The following is a 22,613-nucleotide window of genomic DNA, read 5'->3' on the forward strand; positions in this document are numbered from 1 at the left end:
GAAATCTCATGCGTACTAAATATACAAGCCTGCAAATTGCTATCCACTGGCTGGTGTTTTTGTTAATCATCGTCGCCTACTGCGCGATGGAGTTCAAAGGCTTCTTCCCACGCACCGCCCGGCCGGTAATCAACATGATCCACGTTTCGTGCGGCATCTCTGTGCTGGTGTTGATGGTGACGCGTTTAGTGGTTCGCCTTAAATTCCGCGCACCGCCGATTGAACCAAAGCCAAAACCGATGGTGACCGGGCTGTCCCATCTTGGTCATCTGGTGGTGTATCTGCTGTTCATCGCGTTGCCGCTGATTGGTATTGTCATGATGTATAACCGCGGTACTGACTGGTTAGCCTTTGGTCTGGTGATGCCGCACGCGGCAGAATCGAATTTTGATCTGGTCGACGTTCTGAAAGAGTGGCACGAGACGCTGGCCAACGTGGGGTACGTTGTGATTGGTCTGCACGCGATGGCGGCGCTGATGCATCACTATTTCTGGAAAGACAACACCCTCCTGCGCATGATGCCAAAAAAACGCCAGTAATCCATAACCGCGAGCCCTGCAGCAGTCTGCAGGGCTTTTTTTTGCGTTTTATTGCAGTTGAGCGCGCTCTTCCGGGGTTAACTCCAGCGCCTGAGTGGTGCCCGTCTCTGAGGATTTCACGGCCGCTTCCAGTACCGCCATCACCGCCAGCGCCTCGACCGGATGAACCGGATTGGTGATTTTTCCGAGTAGCGCATCACGCACGTTGATGTAGTACTGACGCTGATCGCCTTTCGGCGTGGTAACGGTCTGCGGCTCACCGTTTGCACCAAAGAACACCATGCTGTCACTGTCCTCGCCCCAGGCCTCACTGCCGGGGATCACGCCCGCCAGCAGCTGCGCTTCCTGTTGGTCGATTCGGGCTTTCACCACGCTGCCTTTATCGCCGTGAACGGTAAAACGTGCCGTTCCGCCAGCCACCAGCATGCTGCAGTGCAAAATCACTTTATGTTGCGGATAATCTAAGACCACGTGTGCCCAGTCGTTAATTTCCGCGCCGTCACGCAGCGTGGCGATATTGCCCTGTACCGACAGTGGCAGTCCAAAGAGCTGCAGCGTCTGGTCAATCAGGTGCGGCCCCAGATCAAACCACAGACCACTACCGGGCACGTTTTGCTCTCTCCAGCGCACGCGCACTTCCGGGCGGAAACGGTCAATGTGCGACTCAAGGTGTTTGACCTTGCCAAGGGTTCCTTGCTCAATAACCTGCTTAATGCCGAGGAAGTCGCTGTCCCAGCGGCGGTTATGGAAGACGGAGAGCAGCCGTTGCTTCTCTTGCGCCAGGGCAATCAGGTCGCGGGCTTCCTGCATGTCGAGCGTGAACGGTTTATCCACGACCACATGTTTGCCTGAATTCAGGGCAAGCGTTGCCAGCGGCGCGTGGGTGGCGTTAGGGGAGGCAATCACCACCAGATCGACATCGGGATGCTGAATTGCCTCTTCCGGGGTTGCCACCACCTGAACATCAGGAAGATCGCGTTTAACCTTCTCTTCATCACGAGACGAAACCACCGCCAGCTTAAGGCCGTCCACGGACTGGATCAGCGGGGCATGGAAGGTCTTGCCTACAAATCCATACCCGATCAGCGCAATGTTGATTGTCTTCTCTTTACTCATGACCTTCTCCACGTTATTTCGCGCAAACCGTAATGTGCATTGCGCCAGGGTCCCCAAGCTCAGGCCAGGGACGATCTAAAAAGAGGTGCTGGATGTTGGATAATCCGCTGACCAGATACGGTTCACAGCGGTTTAGTTTCAGATGGTCGGCGACAATCCAGCGCTCATGGCTGGCCGCGAGCATCGCCCGTTTGACCTCTGCATCGGCCTCTTTTCCGGCGCTCAGACCGAGTTCAGCATGGATAGCACAGGCCCCCAGAATGGCGATATCCGCGCGGTAGCGTGACAGCAGGGAGAGGGTGGCGCTGCCGGCAAACAATCGCTGCTTGTGATCCCATTTTCCGCCGAGCAGGATCAGTTCGATATCGTCACGGTCGCTGAAGTGCCACGCGATATCCAGCGAGGTGGTGATGATTGTCAGCGGTCCCTTCAGGAACGAGGCGACAGCCATTACCGTGCTCCCCGCATCCAGAAACAGCGTCGAACCTGGCGGAACAGCCTGCGCCACCTGTTTACCAAGACGTTGTTTGGTTTCGGGCAGCAGTGTATTGCGCCCCTGACGATTCATGGCCGACAGATTCAGGGCAATTGCCCCGCCGTGGTTCTTTTGCGCCAGCCCCTGTTTCTCGAGATCGGTCAGATCCCGGCGGATGGTGTCAGCTGAGACCTGCAGTTTGTCCGCCAGTTCCGTAATGCTGGCCTGCCCGTGCTCACTAATGATATCAAGCACATATTTTTGTCTGGCCGTTTTGTGCATGGGTGAATCCCGCAAAATGTCGCAATAAGTTGCATATTACAGCATTTTACCGCAGAGGGAAGGGTGTTAATCGCGAGTAAGTATCAATGTCCGGTATTGTTCACATTGGTTATTATTAAAGTGTTATTAATACGGTGTGAGTGATTCATTCCAAATGTTAACAGCAATGTTACTGTTGTGTTTTATTAAACACACTGGCGGATATAACCATTGTGATACCAATATACAACCATTAATGCTTTAATGAAATTAATAAATAGCAATAAATTCTGTGTATTTTTATATTAATAGATATTAATGTTGTATATGGCATTATGGTTACTTAAATTGACATTTCTTTGAAAATCTTTGTGTCTGACGCGTGCTGAAATTAACGCAAAAATGTGCATCCGGCGATTCTAAAATTTTACTTAAATAACAAAGACTTTATTTGTTTCATTTGAAAGCCCCTTTTTAAGGTTTTGTCCAGAAACCCCATCTTTTTTCTTATCTGTAACACCACATTAACATTGTGGGTGTAGTTGCCTATAGCGCATTTTGTTATGCTGCAAACCAGTTAAAGAAATAAGTAAATTCTTATTGTCATAAGAATATGGTCGGCTCTCATCTCCAATGGAAATGGGGTTGGGGAGCGTTTGTCCAATATTTATTCGGACCCGGGTAAGATATTTGTCGAATTATTTATACCCCTTTAGGGGTATATATTTAGGCGTCATTCAGAGTCAGGGAGATAAAAATGACTATCATGCGAAATAATATGTTGCTGAGATTTCCAGTCGCCCTGGCATTAATTTCGCTAGCCTTTAATACGGCCTCTGCGAATAGCCGCCAGGTGGGGATTGCTCCGATTGCCGCGACAACATTAAAAGAGAGTATTCTTTTTGCCATCGATCGCGATCCGTCGATTAGCCAGCAGGCCGCGCAACTGGGAATAGGTCAGGCACAAATAGATGAAGCACGCAGCGGCTGGATGCCACAAATATCGTTAAACGGTAGCACCGGCCATAGCCAGACCACCGATTCCAGCGGCTCGCTGCGCAATTCTGCGGCCTGGGGATTGAGTCTGACGCAGCTGGTATACGATTTTGGCAAGACCAACAACAGCATCGACCAGTCCACGGCGCAGCGCGATAGCTATCGTTACCAGTTGATGAGCACCTTGTCTGCGGTGGCGGAAAAAACGGCGCTCAGCTACGTAGAAGTTAAACGCTATTCCGACCTGTTACAGGCCGCCAAAGAGAACGTTCAGGCGCTCAAAAACGTTGAACAACTGGCCAAACTCCGCGCCGACGCAGGCGTCAGCTCAACCTCTGACGAGCTTCAGACGCGCACGCGCATTGCCGGTATGCAGGCCACGGTCGAGCAGTATAACGCGGCGTTAAACAGTGCCCGCGCACGGCTTGCGGTGTTGACTGGCATGGAGGCCGAGCGCTATTCACCTGTACCGGCGAAGCTTGCCGTTGAGCAAGATTCGCTTAATCGCATTGATTACTCGGCCATTCCCACGGTCATGGCCGCACAGAATATGGAGCGTTCAGCTCAGTATGGCGTGGCAACGGCAAAGTCTCAGCACTGGCCGACGTTAAGCCTGAAAGGAGGCCGCACCCGCTACGAGTCCGACAACCGTTCTTACTGGGATGACCAGATTCAGCTCAATATTGACGCACCGCTATACCAGGGGGGTGCCGTTTCAGCCCGCGTTCGCCAGGCCGAAGGGGCAAGGGCCATGGCATCGTCTCAGGTTGACCAGGCGCGGTTCGATGTCCTGCAAAAAGCCTCTGTTGCGCAGGCTGACTGGACCGGCGCGCAGGGGAGAATGCAGGCGGGGAAGCTGCAGCTGGAAAGCGCGTTACGCGCCCGGGATGTTTACAGAAATGAATATACCCTGAGCAAGCGGAGCATTAACGATTTGCTCAGCGTTGAACAGGATGTCTGGCAAGCCACCTCAGCCAAAATAATGGCTGAATATGATGGCTGGAGTTCGGCGATTAATTACGCATCTGCCGTTGATAATTTGATGCCGCTGATCGGCATAGAGAAAAACGCTGCCGCAAAATTACCTGATTTGAGTTAAAAAACACGCGTCTTTTTGTGCGAAATAAGTAAGAAAATAATGGGTGCTTTTTCCCAGGGATAGCTACATCCATTTGGTGGACATATCCACAGGAATCCGGACACCTGCAAGGAGAGGAAAATGAGTAACGTAAAAATTGTTGATGTCATCATTCGCAAAACGGCCGAGAAAACGAAATTAACCGGAGAGGGTAATTTGTCGGTTTCTATTTCTTCGCCGAGTGTGATTGAAATTCAGGGTTCTGCTCAGGATGTTGTGCGTTATGTTCGCCAGGGTAAAGACCTGCTTATTTATATGAAAGACGGCAGCGTTATTCGCTGCAATAACTATTTTGTTGAAGATCCACAGACCCATAATCAATCAGAACTGGTCTTCAACGATCAGCAGGAACTGACGCATATTTCTTTTGCCGATGCCGGGGAAGCGTCTGGCGTTGCTGTTACCGAGTTAACCGCGCAGGCTACGCCGGTTGCCAGCATTGAGCCTTTCCTTGAGCAGGGGAGCGTTCTCAATGACGCGCCATGGGGATGGATTGCAGGCGCTGCGTTGGGCGGCGGTGCCATTGGCGCACTGCTGGCGCACGGGGGTGACGGCGAAACCAAAACTAAAGTCATCGACAACACCAAAGATGTTGAAAGCGCGACGCCGACCTTTTTGCTGACGGACAACGCGGGTGATAAGCAGGGTGTGCTGAGTGGAAAAGCGATCACGGACGACAACACCCCAACCTTTAGCGGTACCGGGCAGCCGGGCGCGACCATTCAGGTTAAAGACAGCAGCGGAAGCACCATTGCCAGCACCATGGTCGGGAAAGAGGGTACCTGGACCGTAAAACTCCCGACTCAGGCTGACGGCGAACATACCTGGTCTGTCGTGCAAATCGACGGGAGCAAAACGACGCAGGCGGGCAGCATTACCGTCACAATTTCTACCGCTGACGCCAGCATCACGCTGGGGACAACGGCCGGTGACAACGTGATCAATGCCAGCGAACACTCCGCTGGCTTTACGCTGTCCGGCACCAGCAAAAATCTGGCGCAGGGAACCGGGCTTACCGTCACGCTGAACGGCAAAACCTACACGGCGGAAGTGGGGGCCGGCGGCGCATGGAGCGTGAACGTGCCTGCCGCGGATGCACAGGCGCTGGGTGACGGCACCTGGACGGTGAACGTCAGCGGTAAAGACGCCGCGGGCAATACCGTGAGCGGCAGCCAGACGATAGGTGTGGATACCAACGCGCCAGCGCTTTCTGTTGATACGATTGCGCAGGACAACATCATCAACGCGGCTGAGCACAACCAGGCGCTGATGCTCACCGTTAAAACCGATGCGGAAGCCGGCCAGATTGTGACGGTAACGCTCAACGGGAAAAATCATACCGCCACGGTGGGGAGCAACGGCACGTGGTCCGTTACGCTGCCCGCCAGCGAGGTGCAATCGCTGGCGAATGGCGACCATACGCTAACGGTGAACGTCAGCGATAAAGCGGGGAACGGATCTTCCACGACCGTCGATTTCACCGTGGATACCGCCGCCCCGGTCGTGACGATTAACACCGTTGCTGACGACAATATCCTCAATACCAGCGAGCAGGGCCAGGCGCAGATTATTTCCGGTACGGCGAGCGGCGCCGCAGCAGGGGATGTCGTGAGCGTAACCGTTGGCGGTCAGACCTTCACCGGTGTGGTGCAGGCGGACGGCAGCTGGAGCGTGGGGGTGCCTGCGTCCGTGGTGGGCTTGCTGGGAGAAGGCAACCACAACATTACGGTTTCCGTTACCGATGCCGCGGGCAATACCGGCAGCGCCACACACGGCATTACGCTGAGCGGTAACCCACCGGAATTTACCGTTCATGCCATCAGCCAGGATAACGTTCTCAATGCTCAGGAGGCTATGCAGCCGCTGAGCCTGACCGGCACCAGCACGCTGCCAGACGGCAGCGCCATCACCGTGACGCTGAACAACGTCAATTATCAAACCGTTGTCGAGAACGGGAGCTGGTCAGTTCAGGTACCGGTTTCCGACGTCCTGCAACTGGCGAACACGCTGTACACCGTCAGCGTCAGCGGTACCGACAGCGTGGGCAACAGCGGCTCAGCGGAGGCCACACTGCTGGTTGATACCGTGTTGCCACAGGTGGTCATCAATACCTTTGCCGGCGACAACCGGGTGAATAACGCCGAAGTGGCCGCCGATCAAACGATCAGCGGTCGTGTCACGGGTGCAGCGGCAGGGGATACGGTGTCTGTTTCCGTTGGCGGCAAGCATTACAGCGCCACCGTGGGTAGCGATCTGACCTGGAACCTCACTATCCCGTCTGCGGATCTCAGGGCATTCGGCGACGGCGACCTGACCATTACCGCGTCAGTCACCAACAGCCACGGCAATACGGGCAGCGGCGAGCGCGATATCAATATCAACGCGGCGCTGCCGGGTCTGCGCGTTAACACCCTTTCCGGTGATGACGTGATCAATGCCATTGAGCAGCATCAGGATCTTACCGTGACCGGCTCCAGCAGCCATCTGGCCGCAGGCACGCAGATCACCGTCACCATCAATAACGTCGACTATGTCACCGTGGTCAACGCCACCGGTGGCTGGCAGATTGGTGTTCCGGCGAGCGACCTCCAGTCCTGGACGCCGGGCCATATCGCAGTGCACGTCAGTGCAGAAGATGCGTGGGGCAATGCCGTTGCCGCTGAACATCCGATCGAACTCGACCTGAACGCCGTGGCGGTTACTGTTGATGTCATCTCCGGTGATGACCGACTGAACGCGGCGGAAAAAGGCAGCGATCTCACGCTCTCTGGCCAGACGCAGGGCGTGGAAGCCGGGCAGACTGTGGTGGTGAAATTCGCCGATCGGACCTATACCGCGCAGGTGCAGCAGGACGGCTCCTGGAGCCTGACCGTACCGGCCAGCGCCATGGAAACGTTGATTGACGGCCGCGCGCAGGTGAGCGTCAGCGTGACGAACGTTAACGGCAACAGCGCCGATGCGTCGCGCGTGGTGACGGTCGATACGCTGCCTCCGGACATCACGATCAATAATCTGACCGATGACAACATCATCAGTGCCGCCGAAGCGCAGCAGGATATCGTGTTAAGCGGTAGCAGCACGGCGGAAGCGGGCCAGACGGTCACCGTCGCGCTGAACGGTAAAACCTACCAGACCACTGTTCAACATGACGGTAGCTGGCAACTGACAGTACCTGCCGCGGACGTCGGCGCACTGGCCGATGGCACCGTCACGGTAACGGCAACCGTGAGCGATGTGGCAGGTAACAGCAGCAGCACGGATCGCGTCGGGCTGGTGGATGCCACCGTACCGCAGGTGACCATTAACGATTTTGTCACCGATACCAATACCATTAACCAGCTTGCCCATACCCAGGCGCAGGTTCTCAGCGGCTCCGTGACCGGAGCGGCAGCGGGTGATTGGGTCACGGTGACCATCAATAACGTGGATTACACCACCGTGGTGGATGCGGCGGGCAACTGGAGCCTCGGCCTGCCTGCGTCTGTGGTACAGGGCCTGGCGGACGGAACCTGGACGATTACGGTCTCTGTGACCGATCAATCTGGCAACACCGGCAGCAGCACCCTGGAGGTGGTGGTTAATACCGTGACGCCGGAGATAGATATTCACACTCTGGCGGCGGACGACGTGATTAACGCCACGGAAAAAGGCGAAAACCTGCTGCTTTCCGGGACCAGCAACCAGCCAGAAGGCACCCCGATCACCGTGGCCCTGAATGGCATTCACTACACCGCCATTACGGATGCCAGCGGTAACTGGCGTGTTACCGTACCGGCCTCCGCAGTAAGCGCGCTGGGCGAGGCGCACTACACGGTGACGGCGAGCGTCACGGACAGTGTGGGTAATAGCGCGTCGGCCACGCATGATGTGCTGGTAGACAGCTCGCTGCCGGTGGTCACGCTCAACACGCTGGCGGGCGATAACATCATCAACGCGGCGGAACTGGCGGCAGGCCAGACCCTGACGGGGAAAGTCGCCAACGCGGCGGCAGGCGACATTGTCACCCTTACCCTGGGCGGCCAGACGTATACCGTTGCGGTGCAGGACGATCTTACCTGGAGCCTGCCGTTAACCCAGAGCCAGTTAACCGCGCTCGGTAACGGTGAGTTGACGGTTACGGCCAGCGTGACGAATGCGCACGGAAACACCGGTTCTGCCGCGCTGGACTTCACCATCGACGCCCAGTTGCCTGGTCTGCGTATTGATACCGTGGCGGGCGACGATGTTATCAATATCATCGAGCACGGGCAGAATCTCATTGTTTCCGGTACCAGCACCGATCTGGCCGCGGGCAGCACCGTTACCGTGACCATTAACAACATAGAGTACGTCGCCACGGTCCTGGCCGATGGAACCTGGAAAGCGGCTGTGCCTGCGGCGGATGTCAGCCAGTGGCCGGACGGTCCTCTCAACATTACAGCCCGCGCACAGGATGCTTCCGCCAACCCGGTGAATATCGGGACCGTGGTGGATGTCGACCTCGCCCCGGTCGCGATAAGCGTTAACAGCGTGACCCCTGATAACGTGCTGAACGCGGCGGAGAAGGGACACGATCTGGCGCTCTCCGGCACCACGTCTGGGGTCGAAGCCGGTCAGACGGTGACGGTCACCTTTGGTGGCAAAAGCTACACCACCACCGTGGATGCGAATGGCAACTGGGCTTACACCGTTCCGGCTGCGGATGTAAGCGGCCTGAAAGAGGGCGATGCCCGCGTTCAGGTGAGCGTGAGCAACGTGAATGGCAACCCGGCGTCTTCGTCACACGAATTCAGCGTCGATACCACTGCGCCGGCGGTCACCATCGATACGGTCAGTCACGACAACATGCTCAATGCGGCAGAGGCGGCACAGGATCTCACCCTGAGCGGCACCTCGACTGCCGAAGCGGGGCAGACGGTCACGGTGACCTTTAATGGCAATCAATACACCGCACAGGTACAGGCTGACGGCAGCTGGACGCTTGACGTGCCGGCAGCCGATCTGGCCGGTATCACCGACGTCACTGCCGTCGTTACGGCGACCGTGTCGGATAAAGCCGGTAACCCGGCCAGCACGGATGCGTCTGTGCTGGTGGACACTACCGTGCCGCAGATTACCTTCAACACCGTTGCCGGTGATGACATTCTGAATATTGCTGAACACGGTCAGGCGCTGATCGTTTCTGGCACAGTCACCGGGGCACAGGCAGGCGACGTGATCACCGTGACGCTGAACGGTAAAAATTACAGCGCAATGCTGGACGCGTCCGGCAACTGGAGTATGGGTATTCCGGCGGCTGACGCGGGCGCGCTGGGCAATGGCGACCATACGATGTCTGCGACCCTCACCGACAAAGCGGGCAACAGCACCACGCAGACGCATGAGATTGCGGTTTCCCTGACCGCTCCGGTTATCGCTATCAATACCGTTGCGGGCGATGATGTGATCAATGCCATCGAGAAAGGCGAAGATCTGCAACTCTCCGGCACCAGCAACCAGCCGGACGGCACCACGATCGTCGTGACCCTGAATGGCATTAACTACACTGCCACGACTGACGCCAGCGGCAACTGGAGCGTGACGGTACCGGCAGCAAACGTCTCGGCGCTGGGCGAAGCGAACTACACGGTCACCGCGAGCGTGACCGATACAGCAGGCAACAGCGCGAGCACCAGCCATCAGGCACTTGTCGACAGTGCGCTACCGGTGGTGACCATTAACGCTGTCGCCATTGATGATGTCATCAATGCGGCGGAAGTGACTGCGGGACAGACCCTGAGCGGAAAAGTCAGCGGTGCCGCAAGTGGTGACACTGTCACGATTTCAATGGGGGGCAACACCTGGACCGCCACCGTTGAGGATGATCTGAGCTGGTCGGTCAATGTGCCGCCTGAAGTCTTAAAGGCCATTGGCAACGGCGATTTGACCGTGACGGCAAGCGTCACTAACGGTCACGGCAATACCGGCTCCGGCAGCCGCGACATCACCATTGATGCCAACCTGCCGGGTCTGCGGGTCGATACCGTGGCGGGCGACGATGTGATTAACAGCATCGAGCATGGTCAAAACCTGATTATTAGCGGCTCCAGTGATGGGCTGAAAACCGGCTCCGCGTTGACGGTGACCGTCAATGGTAAAACCTATGCCGCGACGGTTCTGGCCGACGGAACCTGGGCGGCAGCGATCCCGGCCGCCGACGTCAGCGCGCTGAACGCAGGCAAGGTGACGGTAACCGTTGAGGGTCAGAGCACCGCAGGAAACCCGGTGACGATCGCGCATGACGTCACGGTCGATCTGGCCGCGGTGGCGATCAGCGTCAACGCGATTGCCACCGACGACGTGATCAACGCGGCGGAAAAAGGCACAGACCTGGTCCTGTCGGGTACCACCACCCACGTCGAAGCCAACCAGACCGTGTATATCACCTTTGGCGGCAAGTCTTACACCGCGACCGTGGATGCCAGCGGTAACTGGACCGCTACCGTGCCTTCTGCTGATTTAGGCAGCCTGAAGGAGGGCGATGCCAGCGTGCAGGTGAGCGTCACCAACGTGAACGGCAACAGCGCGTCAGCGGGCCGTGAATACAGCGTGGATACGACCGCGCCGACGGTCATTATCGACATTGTCAGCGACAACAACATCATTAATGCGTCTGAAGCGCAGCAGGATTTGGTGGTTAACGGCATCACGAACGCGGAAGCGGGTCAGACCGTGACCGTTACGCTGAACGGCAAGGATTACACCACCACCGTGCAGGCGGATGGCAGCTGGAGCCTGAGCGTACCGTCAACCGACCTGAGCGGCATTATCGACGGAAACTACACCATCACCGCGGCGGTATCCGACAAAGCGGGTAACCCGGCCTCGGTGGATCGTGACGTGCTGGTGGATACCACGGTGCCACAGTTGACCATTCACACCGTTTCGGATGACGACGTCATCAACAGCGTTGAGCACGCGCAGGCGTTGATTGTCACCGGGTCTGTCACCGGCGCGGCAGCGGGTGATGTGGTCACCGTCACCATCAATAATAAATCTTACACCGCCACGCTGGATGCCGCGGGCAACTGGAGCGTGGGAGTGCCTGCGGTCGACGTCAATGCTCTGGCCGCCGGGGATCACACCATCACCGCGACCCTGACCGATAAAGCGGGTAACAGCAACAGTGCGACGCACGACGTGGCCGTCAACCTTACCGCTCCGGTGCTGACCATTGACACCGTTTCAGACGACGATGTCATCAATAGCACCGAGAAAACGCAGGATCTCACCCTCACCGGCACCGCGTCAGGTCTGGCGGCGGGCGCGATCGTCACCGTGATGCTGAACGGCAAAGCCTACAGCGCAACGGTGGATGATAACGGGCTGTGGACGGCTACCGTTCCGGCGGATCAGGTCGGCGCACTGGGTGAAGCGATCTACACCCTCACGGCGTCTGCAACCGATGCTGTTGGCAACAGTACCAGCGTGACTCACACCGTGAACGTGGAGTCTGTCCTGCCGGGTGTCACCATCAACACCGTGGCTGGCGACGATATTATCAATACCGCGGAGCTGGCGACCGGCCAGACTCTCAGCGGTAACGTGGTGAATGCCGAAGCGGGCAACACCGTCACCGTGACCCTCGGCGGTAACACCCTGACCGCAACGGTGCAGGATGACCTGACCTGGTCCGTCAACGTCCCGCAGTCCGTGTTAACCGCACTGGGTAACGGCGAACTGACCGTCACCGCCAGCGTGACTAACGGCGTGGGCAACAGCGGCACCGGCGAGCGCGATATCACCATTGACGCCAGCCTGCCGGGCCTGCGCGTGGATACCGTGGCGGGTGACGATGTGATCAACAGCATCGAGCATGGTCAGAACCTGATCGTGACCGGCACCAGCGAAGGACTGGCGGCAGGGACCGCTCTGTCCGTAACGGTAAATAATAAAACCTATCCGGCCTCCGTGCTGGCTGACGGCACCTGGAGTGCGGCTATTCCGGCGGCCGATGTTGGCGCGCTGGCGGCAGGCACGGTAGCGGTCACCGTTGAGGGGCAGAACAGCGCCGGTACGCCGGTGTCCATTACCCACAATGTGACGGTGGACCTTGCGGCGGTCGCCATCGGGATTGACGCCATTGCCACGGATGATGTGATTAACGCGGCTGAGAAGGGCGCGGACCTGGTGCTCTCTGGCACCACCTCCAACGTGGAGGAGAATCAGACCGTCAGCATCCTCTTCGGCGGTAAAACCTATACGGCGTCGGTGGATGCTGACGGCAAATGGACGGCGACGGTGCCGTCTGCCGACCTGGCCGGTCTGAAAGAGGGCGATGCCAGCGTGCAGGTGAGCGTCACCAACGTTAACGGCAACAGCGCGTCTGCGGGCCGCGAGTACAGCGTGGACACCACCGCGCCGTCCGTAACGATTAACACCCTGGCGGCTGACGACATCCTGAATGCGACCGAAGCGAAAGCTGACCTGACGGTGTCCGGTACCAGCACCGCCGAAGCGGGCCAGACGGTCACCGTGAGCCTGAACGGGAAGAACTACACCACTACCGTGGGCGCAGACGGCAACTGGACGCTGGACGTTCCGGCAGCCGACCTGGCGGCGCTTACGGACGGCAGCGTGACCGTGACGGCCGCCGTCAGTGACAAGGCGGGCAATCCGGCCTCGGTGGATCATAACCTGGCTGTCGACGTGACGGTGCCGGTCGTGACCATCAACACCGTGGCGGGCGACGACGTGATTAACGTGGCTGAGCATGCGCAGGCGCAGATCGTCAGCGGCTCCGCCACCGGCGCGGCGGCGGGCGATAAAGTCACCGTGACCGTTGGCAGCCAGACCTACACCACCGTGCTGGACGCCGCGGGTAACTGGAGCGTGGGCGTTCCGGCGAACGTGATTTCTGGCCTCAGCGACGGCACCGTGACGGTCAGCGTCAGCGTCACCGATGCCGCGGGCAATACCGGATCTGGCACCCATAACGTGACCGTCGATACCGGGCTGCCTTCCGTGGGCTTCGATACCCTGAGTGGCGACAACGTACTGAACGCGGTGGAGAAAGGTCAGGATCTGAGCGTCAGCGGTACCAGCGCCAACCTTGCGGAAGGTACCCTGGTCACCGTGACCCTGAACGGCAAACAGTACACCGCAACAACCGCGGCGGACGGCGGCTGGAGCCTGACGGTACCGGCAGCGGATCTGGCCGCGCTGGGTGAGGCGAACTACACCCTGAGCGCAACCGCGACGAACACCGTGGGGAACAGCGTCAGCAATACGGCGAACCTGCAGGTCGATACCGCGCTGCCGACCGTCACCATCAACACCGTGGCCGGTGACAACGTGATCAATGCGGCGGAAGTGGCTGCCGGTCAAACCCTGAGCGGTACCGTTGCCCACGCGGAAGCGGGCAATACCGTCACCGTTACGATGGGCGGTAACAGCTGGACGGCGACGGTGCAGGATGACCTGACCTGGTCCGTCAACGTGCCTTCAGAGGTGCTGACAGCGCTGGGTAACGGCGGACTAAGCGTGACGGCCACCGTCACCAACGGGCACGGCAATACCGGTTCCGGCGAACGCGATATCACCATTGACGCCAGCCTGCCGGGCCTGCGTGTCGATACCGTGGCAGGTGACGATGTGATTAACAGCATCGAGCATGGTCAGAACCTGATTGTCAGCGGCTCCAGCGATGGGCTGGCAGCGGGCACGGCACTGACCATCACCGTGAACGGCAAAACCTATGCGGCGTCCGTACTGGCGGACGGGACCTGGAACGCAGCCGTGCCGGCCGCAGACGTCAGCGCGTGGCCGGAAGGCACCGTGAAAATTATCGTTACCGGCGATAGCCCGACGGGCAACCCGATGACCATCAGCCACGACGTGACGGTGGATCTGGCGACCGTGGCGATCAGCATTAACGCCATCGCTACTGACGACGTGATTAACGCGGCTGAAAAAGGGACCGATCTGGTGCTGTCAGGTGCGACCACCAACGTGGAAGCCGGACAGACCGTCTCCCTCGCCATGGGCGGTAAAATCTATACCACCACTGTCGATGCCAGCGGTAACTGGACTTATACCGTACCGTCTGCCGACCTGACCGGTCTGAAAGAGGGCGATGCCAGCGTGCAGGTGAGCGTCACCAACGTCAACGGCAACAGCGCGTCTGCGGGCCGCGAGTACAGCGTGGACACCACCGCACCGTCCGTGACGATTAACACCCTGGCGGCTGACGACATCCTGAATGCGACCGAAGCGAAAGCTGACCTGACGGTGTCCGGTACCAGCACCGCTGAAGCGGGTCAGACGGTCACCGTAAGCCTGAACGGGAAGGACTACACCACCACCGTGGGGGCAGACGGCAACTGGACGCTGGACGTTCCGGCAGCCGACCTGGCGGCGCTTACGGACGGCAGCGTGACCGTGACGGCCGCCGTCAGTGACAAGGCGGGCAATCCGGCCTCGGTGGATCATAACCTGGCTGTCGACGTGACGGTGCCGGTCGTGACCATCAACACCGTGGCGGGCGACGACGTGATTAACGTGGCTGAGCATGCACAGGCGCAGATCGTCAGCGGCTCCGCCACCGGCGCGGCGGCGGGCGATAAAGTCACCGTGACCCTTGGCAGCCAGACCTACACCACCGTGCTGGACGCCGCGGGTAACTGGAGCGTGGGCGTTCCGGCGAACGTGATTTCTGGCCTCAGCGACGGCACCGTGACGGTCAGCGTCAGCGTCACCGATGCCGCGGGCAATACCGGATCCGGCACCCATAACGTGACCGTCGATACCGGGCTGCCTTCCGTGGGCTTCGATACCCTGAGTGGCGACAACGTACTGAACGCGGTGGAGAAAGGTCAGGATCTGAGCGTCAGCGGTACCAGCGCCAACCTTGCGGAAGGTACCCTGGTCACCGTGACCCTGAACGGCAAACAGTACGCCGCAACAACCGCGGCGGACGGCGGCTGGAGCCTGACGGTACCGGCAGCGGATCTGGCCGCGCTGGGTGAGGCGAACTACACCCTGAGCGCAACCGCGACGAATACCGTGGGTAACAGCGTCAGCAATACGGTGAACCTGCAGGTCGATACCGCGCTGCCGACCGTCACCATCAACACCGTGGCCGGTGACAACGTGATCAATGCAGCGGAAGTGGCGGCAGGCCAGACGATCGGCGGGAAAGTGGTGAACGCCGAAGCGGGTAACACCGTGACGGTCTCTGTCGGTGGCAATACCTACACCACAACGGTACAGAGCGATCTGAGCTGGTCGGTTGATGTCCCGCAGTCCGTGCTGACCGCGCTGGGTAATGGCGACCTGACCGTCACCGCAACGGTTACCAACGGACACGGCAATACCGGTTCCGGCGAGCGTGATATCTCCATCGATGCCAGCCTGCCGGGCCTGCGAGTCGATACCGTGGCAGGCGACGATGTGCTCAACAGCATTGAGCATGGTCAGAACCTGATTGTCAGCGGCTCCAGCGATGGGCTGGCAGCGGGGACCATGCTTACGGTAACGGTGAACGGCAAAACCTATGCGGCGTCCGTACTGGCTGACGGGACCTGGAACGCGGCTATTCCGGCGGCGGATGTAAGCGCGCTGCCGGCAGGAACGGTAACCGTTACCGTTGCAGGCCAAAGCACCACGGGCAATCCGGTGACCATCAGCCATGACGTCACTGTTGATCTGGCGACCGTCGCCATCAGCATTGATACCATTGCCGTTGACGATGTGATTAACGCGGCGGAGAAAGGGGCAGATCTCCTGCTTTCCGGCACCACCAGCAACGTGGAAGCCAACCAGACCGTCAGCATCACCTTTGGCGGCAAGCACTACACGGCCACCGTTGATGCCAGCGGTAACTGGACGGCGACGGTACCGTCTGCTGACCTGGTCGGTCTGAAAGACGGCGATGCCAGCGTACAGGTGAGCGTCACCAACGTGAACGGCAACAGCGCCTCAGCAGGGCGCGAATACAGCGTCGATGCGACCGCGCCTGGCGTGACGATTGATACGGTTGCCGGCGACAACGTGATCAACGCCAGCGAAGCGTCTGCAGGTGTGGCCATCACCGGCACCACCACGGCAGAAGCGGGTCAGACGGTCACCGTAACGCTCGGCAATAAGCAGTACACTGCGCAGGTTCAGGCAGGCGGCACGTGGAGTGTGAATGTGCCCGGGGCCGACCTGACTGCGATGGCCGACAACGGCTACACCGTACAGGTTAGCGTGAGCGATGCGGCCGGTAACCCAGGCAGTGCGGATAAAGCCATTACCCTTGACACCACGCCACCGGTTATCAGCTTTAACGCGGTCGCCGTTGATGATGTGATCAACAGCGTGGAGCATGCGCAGGCGCAGATCGTCAGCGGTAGTGCAACCGGTGCAAACGTCGGCGACAGGCTGGTGATTACCGTCGGGTCTCATCAGTACACGACAACCGTGGATGCGAGCGGCAACTGGAGTGTGGGCGTACCGGCCAGCGTCATTTCCTCGCTGGCTGACGGCACTGCGACCCTCAGCGCAACCATTACCGACAGTGCGGGCAACAGCAGCACGAAGACCCATGATGTGGTGGTCAACACGGCCTCGGTGGCGCTGACCGTGAATACCATTGCCGGCGACGACGTGATCAACGCGGCAGAAGCTGGCACCTCGCTGGTGATTAACGGCTCGAGCGCACAGTTTGCCAGCGGGACGCAGGTCACGGTAACCCTGAACGGTAAAAGCTACACCGCCACCATTCAGAGCGACGGCTCCTGGACGACTACCGTGCCGGCTGCTGATGTGGGCGCACTGACCGATGGCGGACATTATCCTGTCTCCGTTGCTGCCCAGGACAGCGCGGGCAACAGCGCGTCGGCAACGCACAGCATCAGCGTGGATACCACCGCGCCGGTGATCGGTGTGAATACGCTCTCTGGCGACGACGTGTTAAATGCAGCAGAAGCACAGCAGCCGCTGACTGTGCACGGTTCTACCAGCGCGGAAGCCGGGCAGACCGTTACCGTAACGCTGGGGGGTAAAACCTACAGCGCAACGGTGGCGAACGATGGTACGTGGACGCTGAATGTGCCGGCCGCCGACCTGGCGGCCCTGAATGAAGGGGCGCTGACGCTGACCGCTTCAGTCAACGATAAAGCGGGTAACAGCGGACAGACCACTCACACCCTGACGGTGGATACCGTGGCGCCAACCGTAACCATCGGCACTGTGGCGGATGACGATATTGTCAATAACGCTGAGCAGCTGGCAGGCCAGACCATCAGCGGCACCACCACGGCGGAACAGGGCCAGACGGTGACGGTTTCCTTCAACGATCACCGCTATCAGGCGACCGTGGGGGCGGACGGCTCGTGGTCGGTCTTTGTGCCGGGGCATGATTTCCTCGGCCTGAGCGACGGGAATTACACCCTAACGGCGACGGTGAACGATAAGGCCGGTAACCCGGGCAGCGCAACGCACGACGTGACGCTGAACGGTGATGTCCCGACCATAACTATCCACACCTTTGCGCAGGACGATATCGTCAGCGCCGCTGAACATGGTATCCCTCTGGTGGTCAGTGGTACCACCGACGCACCTGCGGGCCAGACGGTGACCATCACCCTGAACGGCAAAACCTACACCACAACCGTGCAGGCTGACGGTAGCTGGAACTACACCGTAGGCAGTGCAGACGTGACCGCGCTGGCAGACGGAGGATCGTATGTGATCCATGCCCAGGTGAGTAACACCATCGGTAACACTGCCAGCGACGATCACACCGTGACCGTGGATCTGACCGCGCCGTCAATGGGGATCAGTATCGACGCCCTGCAAAACGATACCGGGCTGAGCGCGAGTGATTTCATCACCAACGACAGCCAGATTATTGTTAACGGTTCATTGACCGCGCAGCTCGGCAATAACGAGAAAGCGCAGGTCAGCGTGGACGGCGGGGCGAGCTGGATTGACCTGGCCGTCACGGGCACCACCTGGCGCTACACCGATGGCCGCACCCTGACGGACGGTACGTATCAGTACCAGGTCCGCGTGATTGATAACGCGGGTAACGTAGGGGCAACGGACAGCCAGAACGTGGTGGTGGATCTCACCGCGCCTGCGGCGACGACCATTACGGTCGATTCCGTCAGTCAGGATACCGGTTTGTCTGGCAGCGACTTTATCACCAGCGATAACCAGATCAGCCTGAAAGGGACGCTCGGTGCGGCGCTGGGGAGTGGCGATCACGCGCAGATCAGCCTCGATGGCGGCGTAACCTGGACGGATGTCAGCGTCAGCGGACTGAGCTGGACCTGGGTTGATACCCGCACGCTGGCGGACGGCGATTATAACTATCAGCTTCGCGTGATTGACGATGCGGGCAATATCAGCGCCACCACCAGCCAGGTGGTCACCATTGATACCGTGGCACCCGATGCCAGTAAAACCATCGCCATTGACAGCATCAGCGATGACACTGGCCTGAGCAGCAGCGACTTTATCACCCATGATACCTCGCTGACGCTGCATGGCTCGCTCGGCGCGACGCTGGCTGACGGCGAATATGCGCAAATCAGCATCGACGGTGGCGTGACCTGGCAGAATGTGATTGTCACCGGCAACAGCTGGTACTACGTGGACGGCCGTACGTTGGGTAATGCCACTTATGACTATTATGTGCGCGTGGTGGATGCCGCAGGTAACGTGGGATCCAGTGCCCATCAGCAGGTGACTGTCGATACGGTCGCCCCGGATGCGGCGATTACGGTGACCGTGGATAACATCACCGTGGATACCGGCTTTGACAACAACGACTTCCTGACCAGTTCAACGTCATACACCCTGAACGGGACGCTGGGGGCGCAACCCGGTGCGGGTGAGTATGTTCAGGTCAGTATGGATGGCGGCACCACCTGGGTTAACGCGACGGTGAATGGCACACAGTGGAGCTATAACGACACGCGTACCCTGGCCGACGGTAGCTACAACTATCAGGTGCGGGTGGTCGATCTGGCCGGAAACGTCGGGGCTACCACGTCGCAGACGGTCACGGTTGATACCCATGCGCCTCAGTACGGCATCACCATTGACAGCATCAGTGAAGATACCGGGCAGTCCGGCACTGATTTCATCACCATGGACACTACGCTTACGCTCAACGGCTCGCTTGGCAGCGCGCTGGCCAATGATGAACGCGTGCAGATTAGCCTGGACGGCGGGAATACCTGGACAGATGCAACGGTAACCAACCAGCGCTGGAGCTACACCGATACCCGCGATCTGGCTGACGGTGATTACACCTATCAGGTGCGGATTATCGACCAGGCGGGCAACGTGGGCTCAACCTCATCGCAGGTGGTGACGGTGGATACCACGCCGCCAACCACCGTGGGAACCGTGGTGAGCTATACCGATGGCGAAGGTGAGCGTCTGGGCTCCTTTGGCAGCGCGATGGCGACGGATGACAGCTCGCCGCTGATCAACGGAACGCTGAACCGCGCGCCGGATGACGGTGAGATTGTGCAGCTTTATCGTGACGGGATCCTGCTGGGCCAGGTCACGATGAACGGTAGCGCAAGCTGGTCCTTCCAGGATAACGGCCTGAGCGATGGCAATCATACGTATATCCTGCGGGTAACCGATAAAGCCGGTAACTATACGGAATCGGACGGGTTTGTACTGAACGTCGATACCAGTATCCCGACCACCACGGCGGCAATTACCGCGCAGACAACATCGGATACCACGCCGATTGTCAGCGGAACGGTCTCCGCGGATCTGGTGAACGGCGAGTACCTGGTGGTGAATGTGAACGGTAAAACCTACACCTCGCAGACGGGCGGCGCGGTGGTGGTCGACCCGGATCACAACACCTGGTATCTGCAGATCCCGGACAGCGATGCACTGAGCGTTGCCAGCTATAACGTAACGGCACAGGTGAAGAGCAGCGCGGGTAACGGCAATACCACCGGGACGGCGAGCGGCAGCCTGGTGATTGATACCACCACGGTGAATACCAGTTGGGCCACCACGGCGGGTAACAGCGATAACTCGACCATGACCGTCGGCATGAACAGCAGCGGCCTGTGGAATATCATTGCTAACGGACAGTCCTATTCCAGCAGTGATGATTCTACCTACGCGGCGAACGCGCTGACCAATACGCGTGGCTACCCTGCCGTTAGCCAGACCGCTGCCGATTTTGACCGTAACGGCACGCAGGACATCTTTGCGACTGAAACCACCTACGGCGGGTCTACACAGGTGATGTGGACCTACGATGGCAGCACTTACAACGCCAGCCAACTGGGTATGGGAACCACTATCTGGTACGGCGGTGTCATTGCCTACGATAAAACCGGTGACGGGTATCTGGACCTTGCGTATGGCGATGCCGGTGCGGACTCCATTACCTACCTTATTAACAACAAGGGGGTACTCACGCCGGATGGGAGCTATGGCGGCGCCGGGTTCTGGGGACAATTTACCACCATGCGTGAAATCTCCGGCGTCGACCTGAATAACGACGGCACCGTGGATGTGGTTCAGCACACCAACCGCAGCGGCGCGTACTCGCTAACCGTGATTAACAACAACGGTAACGGGACGTTATCCCTCGGTCAGAACCTGACTAACGTGTTTGTGGCAAACGTGGCGAATACCACCACAGCGGCGTCGATGACGTGGGCGGATTTCAACGGCGATGGCTACATGGATCTGTACCTGGGCAGCAGCTACAACAACAACGGCGGGGTGATCTACTACAACGACGGTACCGGGAAACTCTCCACCACCAAGAGCGCGGTTGAGGCCTCTAACGCGTCAGCAGGGTATCTGTCGGTGGCGGTGGACTGGAACGCTGACGGCCAGATGGACGTCATCAAGCTCAGTACCTACAGCGGATCGCAGACCGCAACCCTGTTTACCAACAACGGTTATGGTTCAAGCTGGACATCAAGTCAGCTGGCTTCCGGACTGGCGAACGTCACCGGTGTGGCCGCCGTGGATTACAACTGGGACGGCGCGCAGGATCTGCTGGTGTCGCAGCAGAACGGCAAAGTGGTGCTGGTGCAAAACAGCAAAACCGTTGCCGACGGCACGGCGATGCATCTGCACATTGTCGACAGTGAGGGTATCAACGCCTACTACGGTAATACGGTCAATCTGTATAACGCGGCGGGCGTACTGGTGGCCTCGCAGATCATCAACGCCCAGTCCGGTATTGGTTCGAACGATACCTCTGCACTGGTGAGTTTCTACGGTCTGGATCCGAATGAAACTTACTCGGCCGAGATCCTGAAAATCACCAATGGCGTGTCGGATAACGTCACCTGGAGCGGTCTGGAAGCCGGCAACGGCAAAGAGGGCTACGTCCTCACTGCCGAAGCAGCAACCGGGGGGCACAGCGGGACGCTTACCGGTACCGGGTATAACGATACCTTTATCGCCGAGGACGGCACGTATACCTATAACGGTTCCGGCGGCTGGACGACCCACTCGGATCACGACACCTGGAGTAACACCGGGGGGATGGACGTGGTGGACTACCGCAATGCGACGTCCGGCGTGACCGTCGACCTGCGTCTTTCTACCGCGCAGGACACCGGGTTTGGTACCTCACGCCTGCTGAACATTGAGGGCATTAACGGCTCGGACTTTGACGATGTCATTACCGGCAACAGCGGCAACAACCAGTTCGAAGGCCGTGGCGGTAACGATACGTTCAATATTGGCAGCGGCGGTCACGATACGCTGCTCTACACGTTGATCAACGCCTCCAATGCCACAGGCGGTAACGGCAGTGATGTGGTGAACGGCTTTACGGTAGGCACCTGGGAAGGCACGGCGGATACGGACCGTATTGACCTGCGCGACCTGCTTTCAGGCAGCGGCTACACCGGTACGGGCTCAGCGAGCTATGTGAACGGGGTCGCCACGCTGGACGGCAGTGCGGGGAATATCACCGATTACATCCGCGTGGTGCAAAACGGCAGCAATACCGAAATCCAGGTTGACCTGGACGGTAGCGGCGGCCAGTTCTCACCCACAACGCTGGTCACGCTGAACGGCGTGCAGACCGATTTGGCTACGCTGCTGGCAAATCATCAACTGTTAATTGCGTAAA

General features: G+C 58.8%; 5 protein-coding genes and 1 pseudogene. 4 read left to right on the forward strand and 2 right to left on the reverse strand.

What is annotated here, in order from left to right:
- The first annotated feature begins 8 nt into the window (after nucleotides 1-8).
- Nucleotides 9-539, forward strand: coding sequence for a cytochrome b561 (cybB, locus tag QMG44_RS06745; RefSeq protein ID WP_025204247.1), 531 nt, complete (start codon nucleotides 9-11; stop codon nucleotides 537-539).
- Nucleotides 540-587: 48 nt separating this feature from the next.
- Here cybB and QMG44_RS06750 read toward each other — a convergent pair whose 3' ends face one another.
- Both QMG44_RS06750 and QMG44_RS06755 read right to left on the reverse strand, forming a co-directional pair.
- Nucleotides 588-1,655, reverse strand: a complete 1,068-nt coding sequence (locus QMG44_RS06750; protein ID WP_086532542.1) for an oxidoreductase — start codon at nucleotides 1,653-1,655, stop codon at nucleotides 588-590.
- Nucleotides 1,656-1,668: 13 nt separating this feature from the next.
- Entirely contained in the window at nucleotides 1,669-2,412 is a 744-nt protein-coding gene (locus QMG44_RS06755; protein ID WP_020884208.1) for a DeoR/GlpR family DNA-binding transcription regulator, read from the reverse strand.
- Between the two features lie 736 nt (nucleotides 2,413-3,148).
- Here QMG44_RS06755 and QMG44_RS06760 point away from each other — a divergent pair.
- The 3 genes and pseudogenes from QMG44_RS06760 (at nucleotide 3,149) to QMG44_RS06765 (ending at nucleotide 22,612) form a co-directional block, all read left to right on the forward strand.
- Entirely contained in the window at nucleotides 3,149-4,486 is a 1,338-nt protein-coding gene (locus tag QMG44_RS06760; protein WP_063215356.1) for a TolC family outer membrane protein, read from the forward strand.
- Between the two features lie 195 nt (nucleotides 4,487-4,681).
- Nucleotides 4,682-6,517: pseudogene (locus QMG44_RS24275) on the forward strand (Ig-like domain-containing protein); the annotation flags it as partial.
- A gap of 48 nt (nucleotides 6,518-6,565) precedes the next feature.
- The gene (locus tag QMG44_RS06765) at nucleotides 6,566-22,612 is read left to right on the forward strand and encodes a beta strand repeat-containing protein (protein WP_404997237.1); all 16,047 of its coding nucleotides are present in this window, start codon (nucleotides 6,566-6,568) and stop codon (nucleotides 22,610-22,612) included.
- The last annotated feature ends 1 nt before the right edge of the window (nucleotide 22,613 follow it).

It is taken from the genome of Enterobacter sp. 200527-13, from assembly GCF_027924865.1.
Taxonomy (GTDB): domain Bacteria; phylum Pseudomonadota; class Gammaproteobacteria; order Enterobacterales; family Enterobacteriaceae; genus Enterobacter; species Enterobacter ludwigii.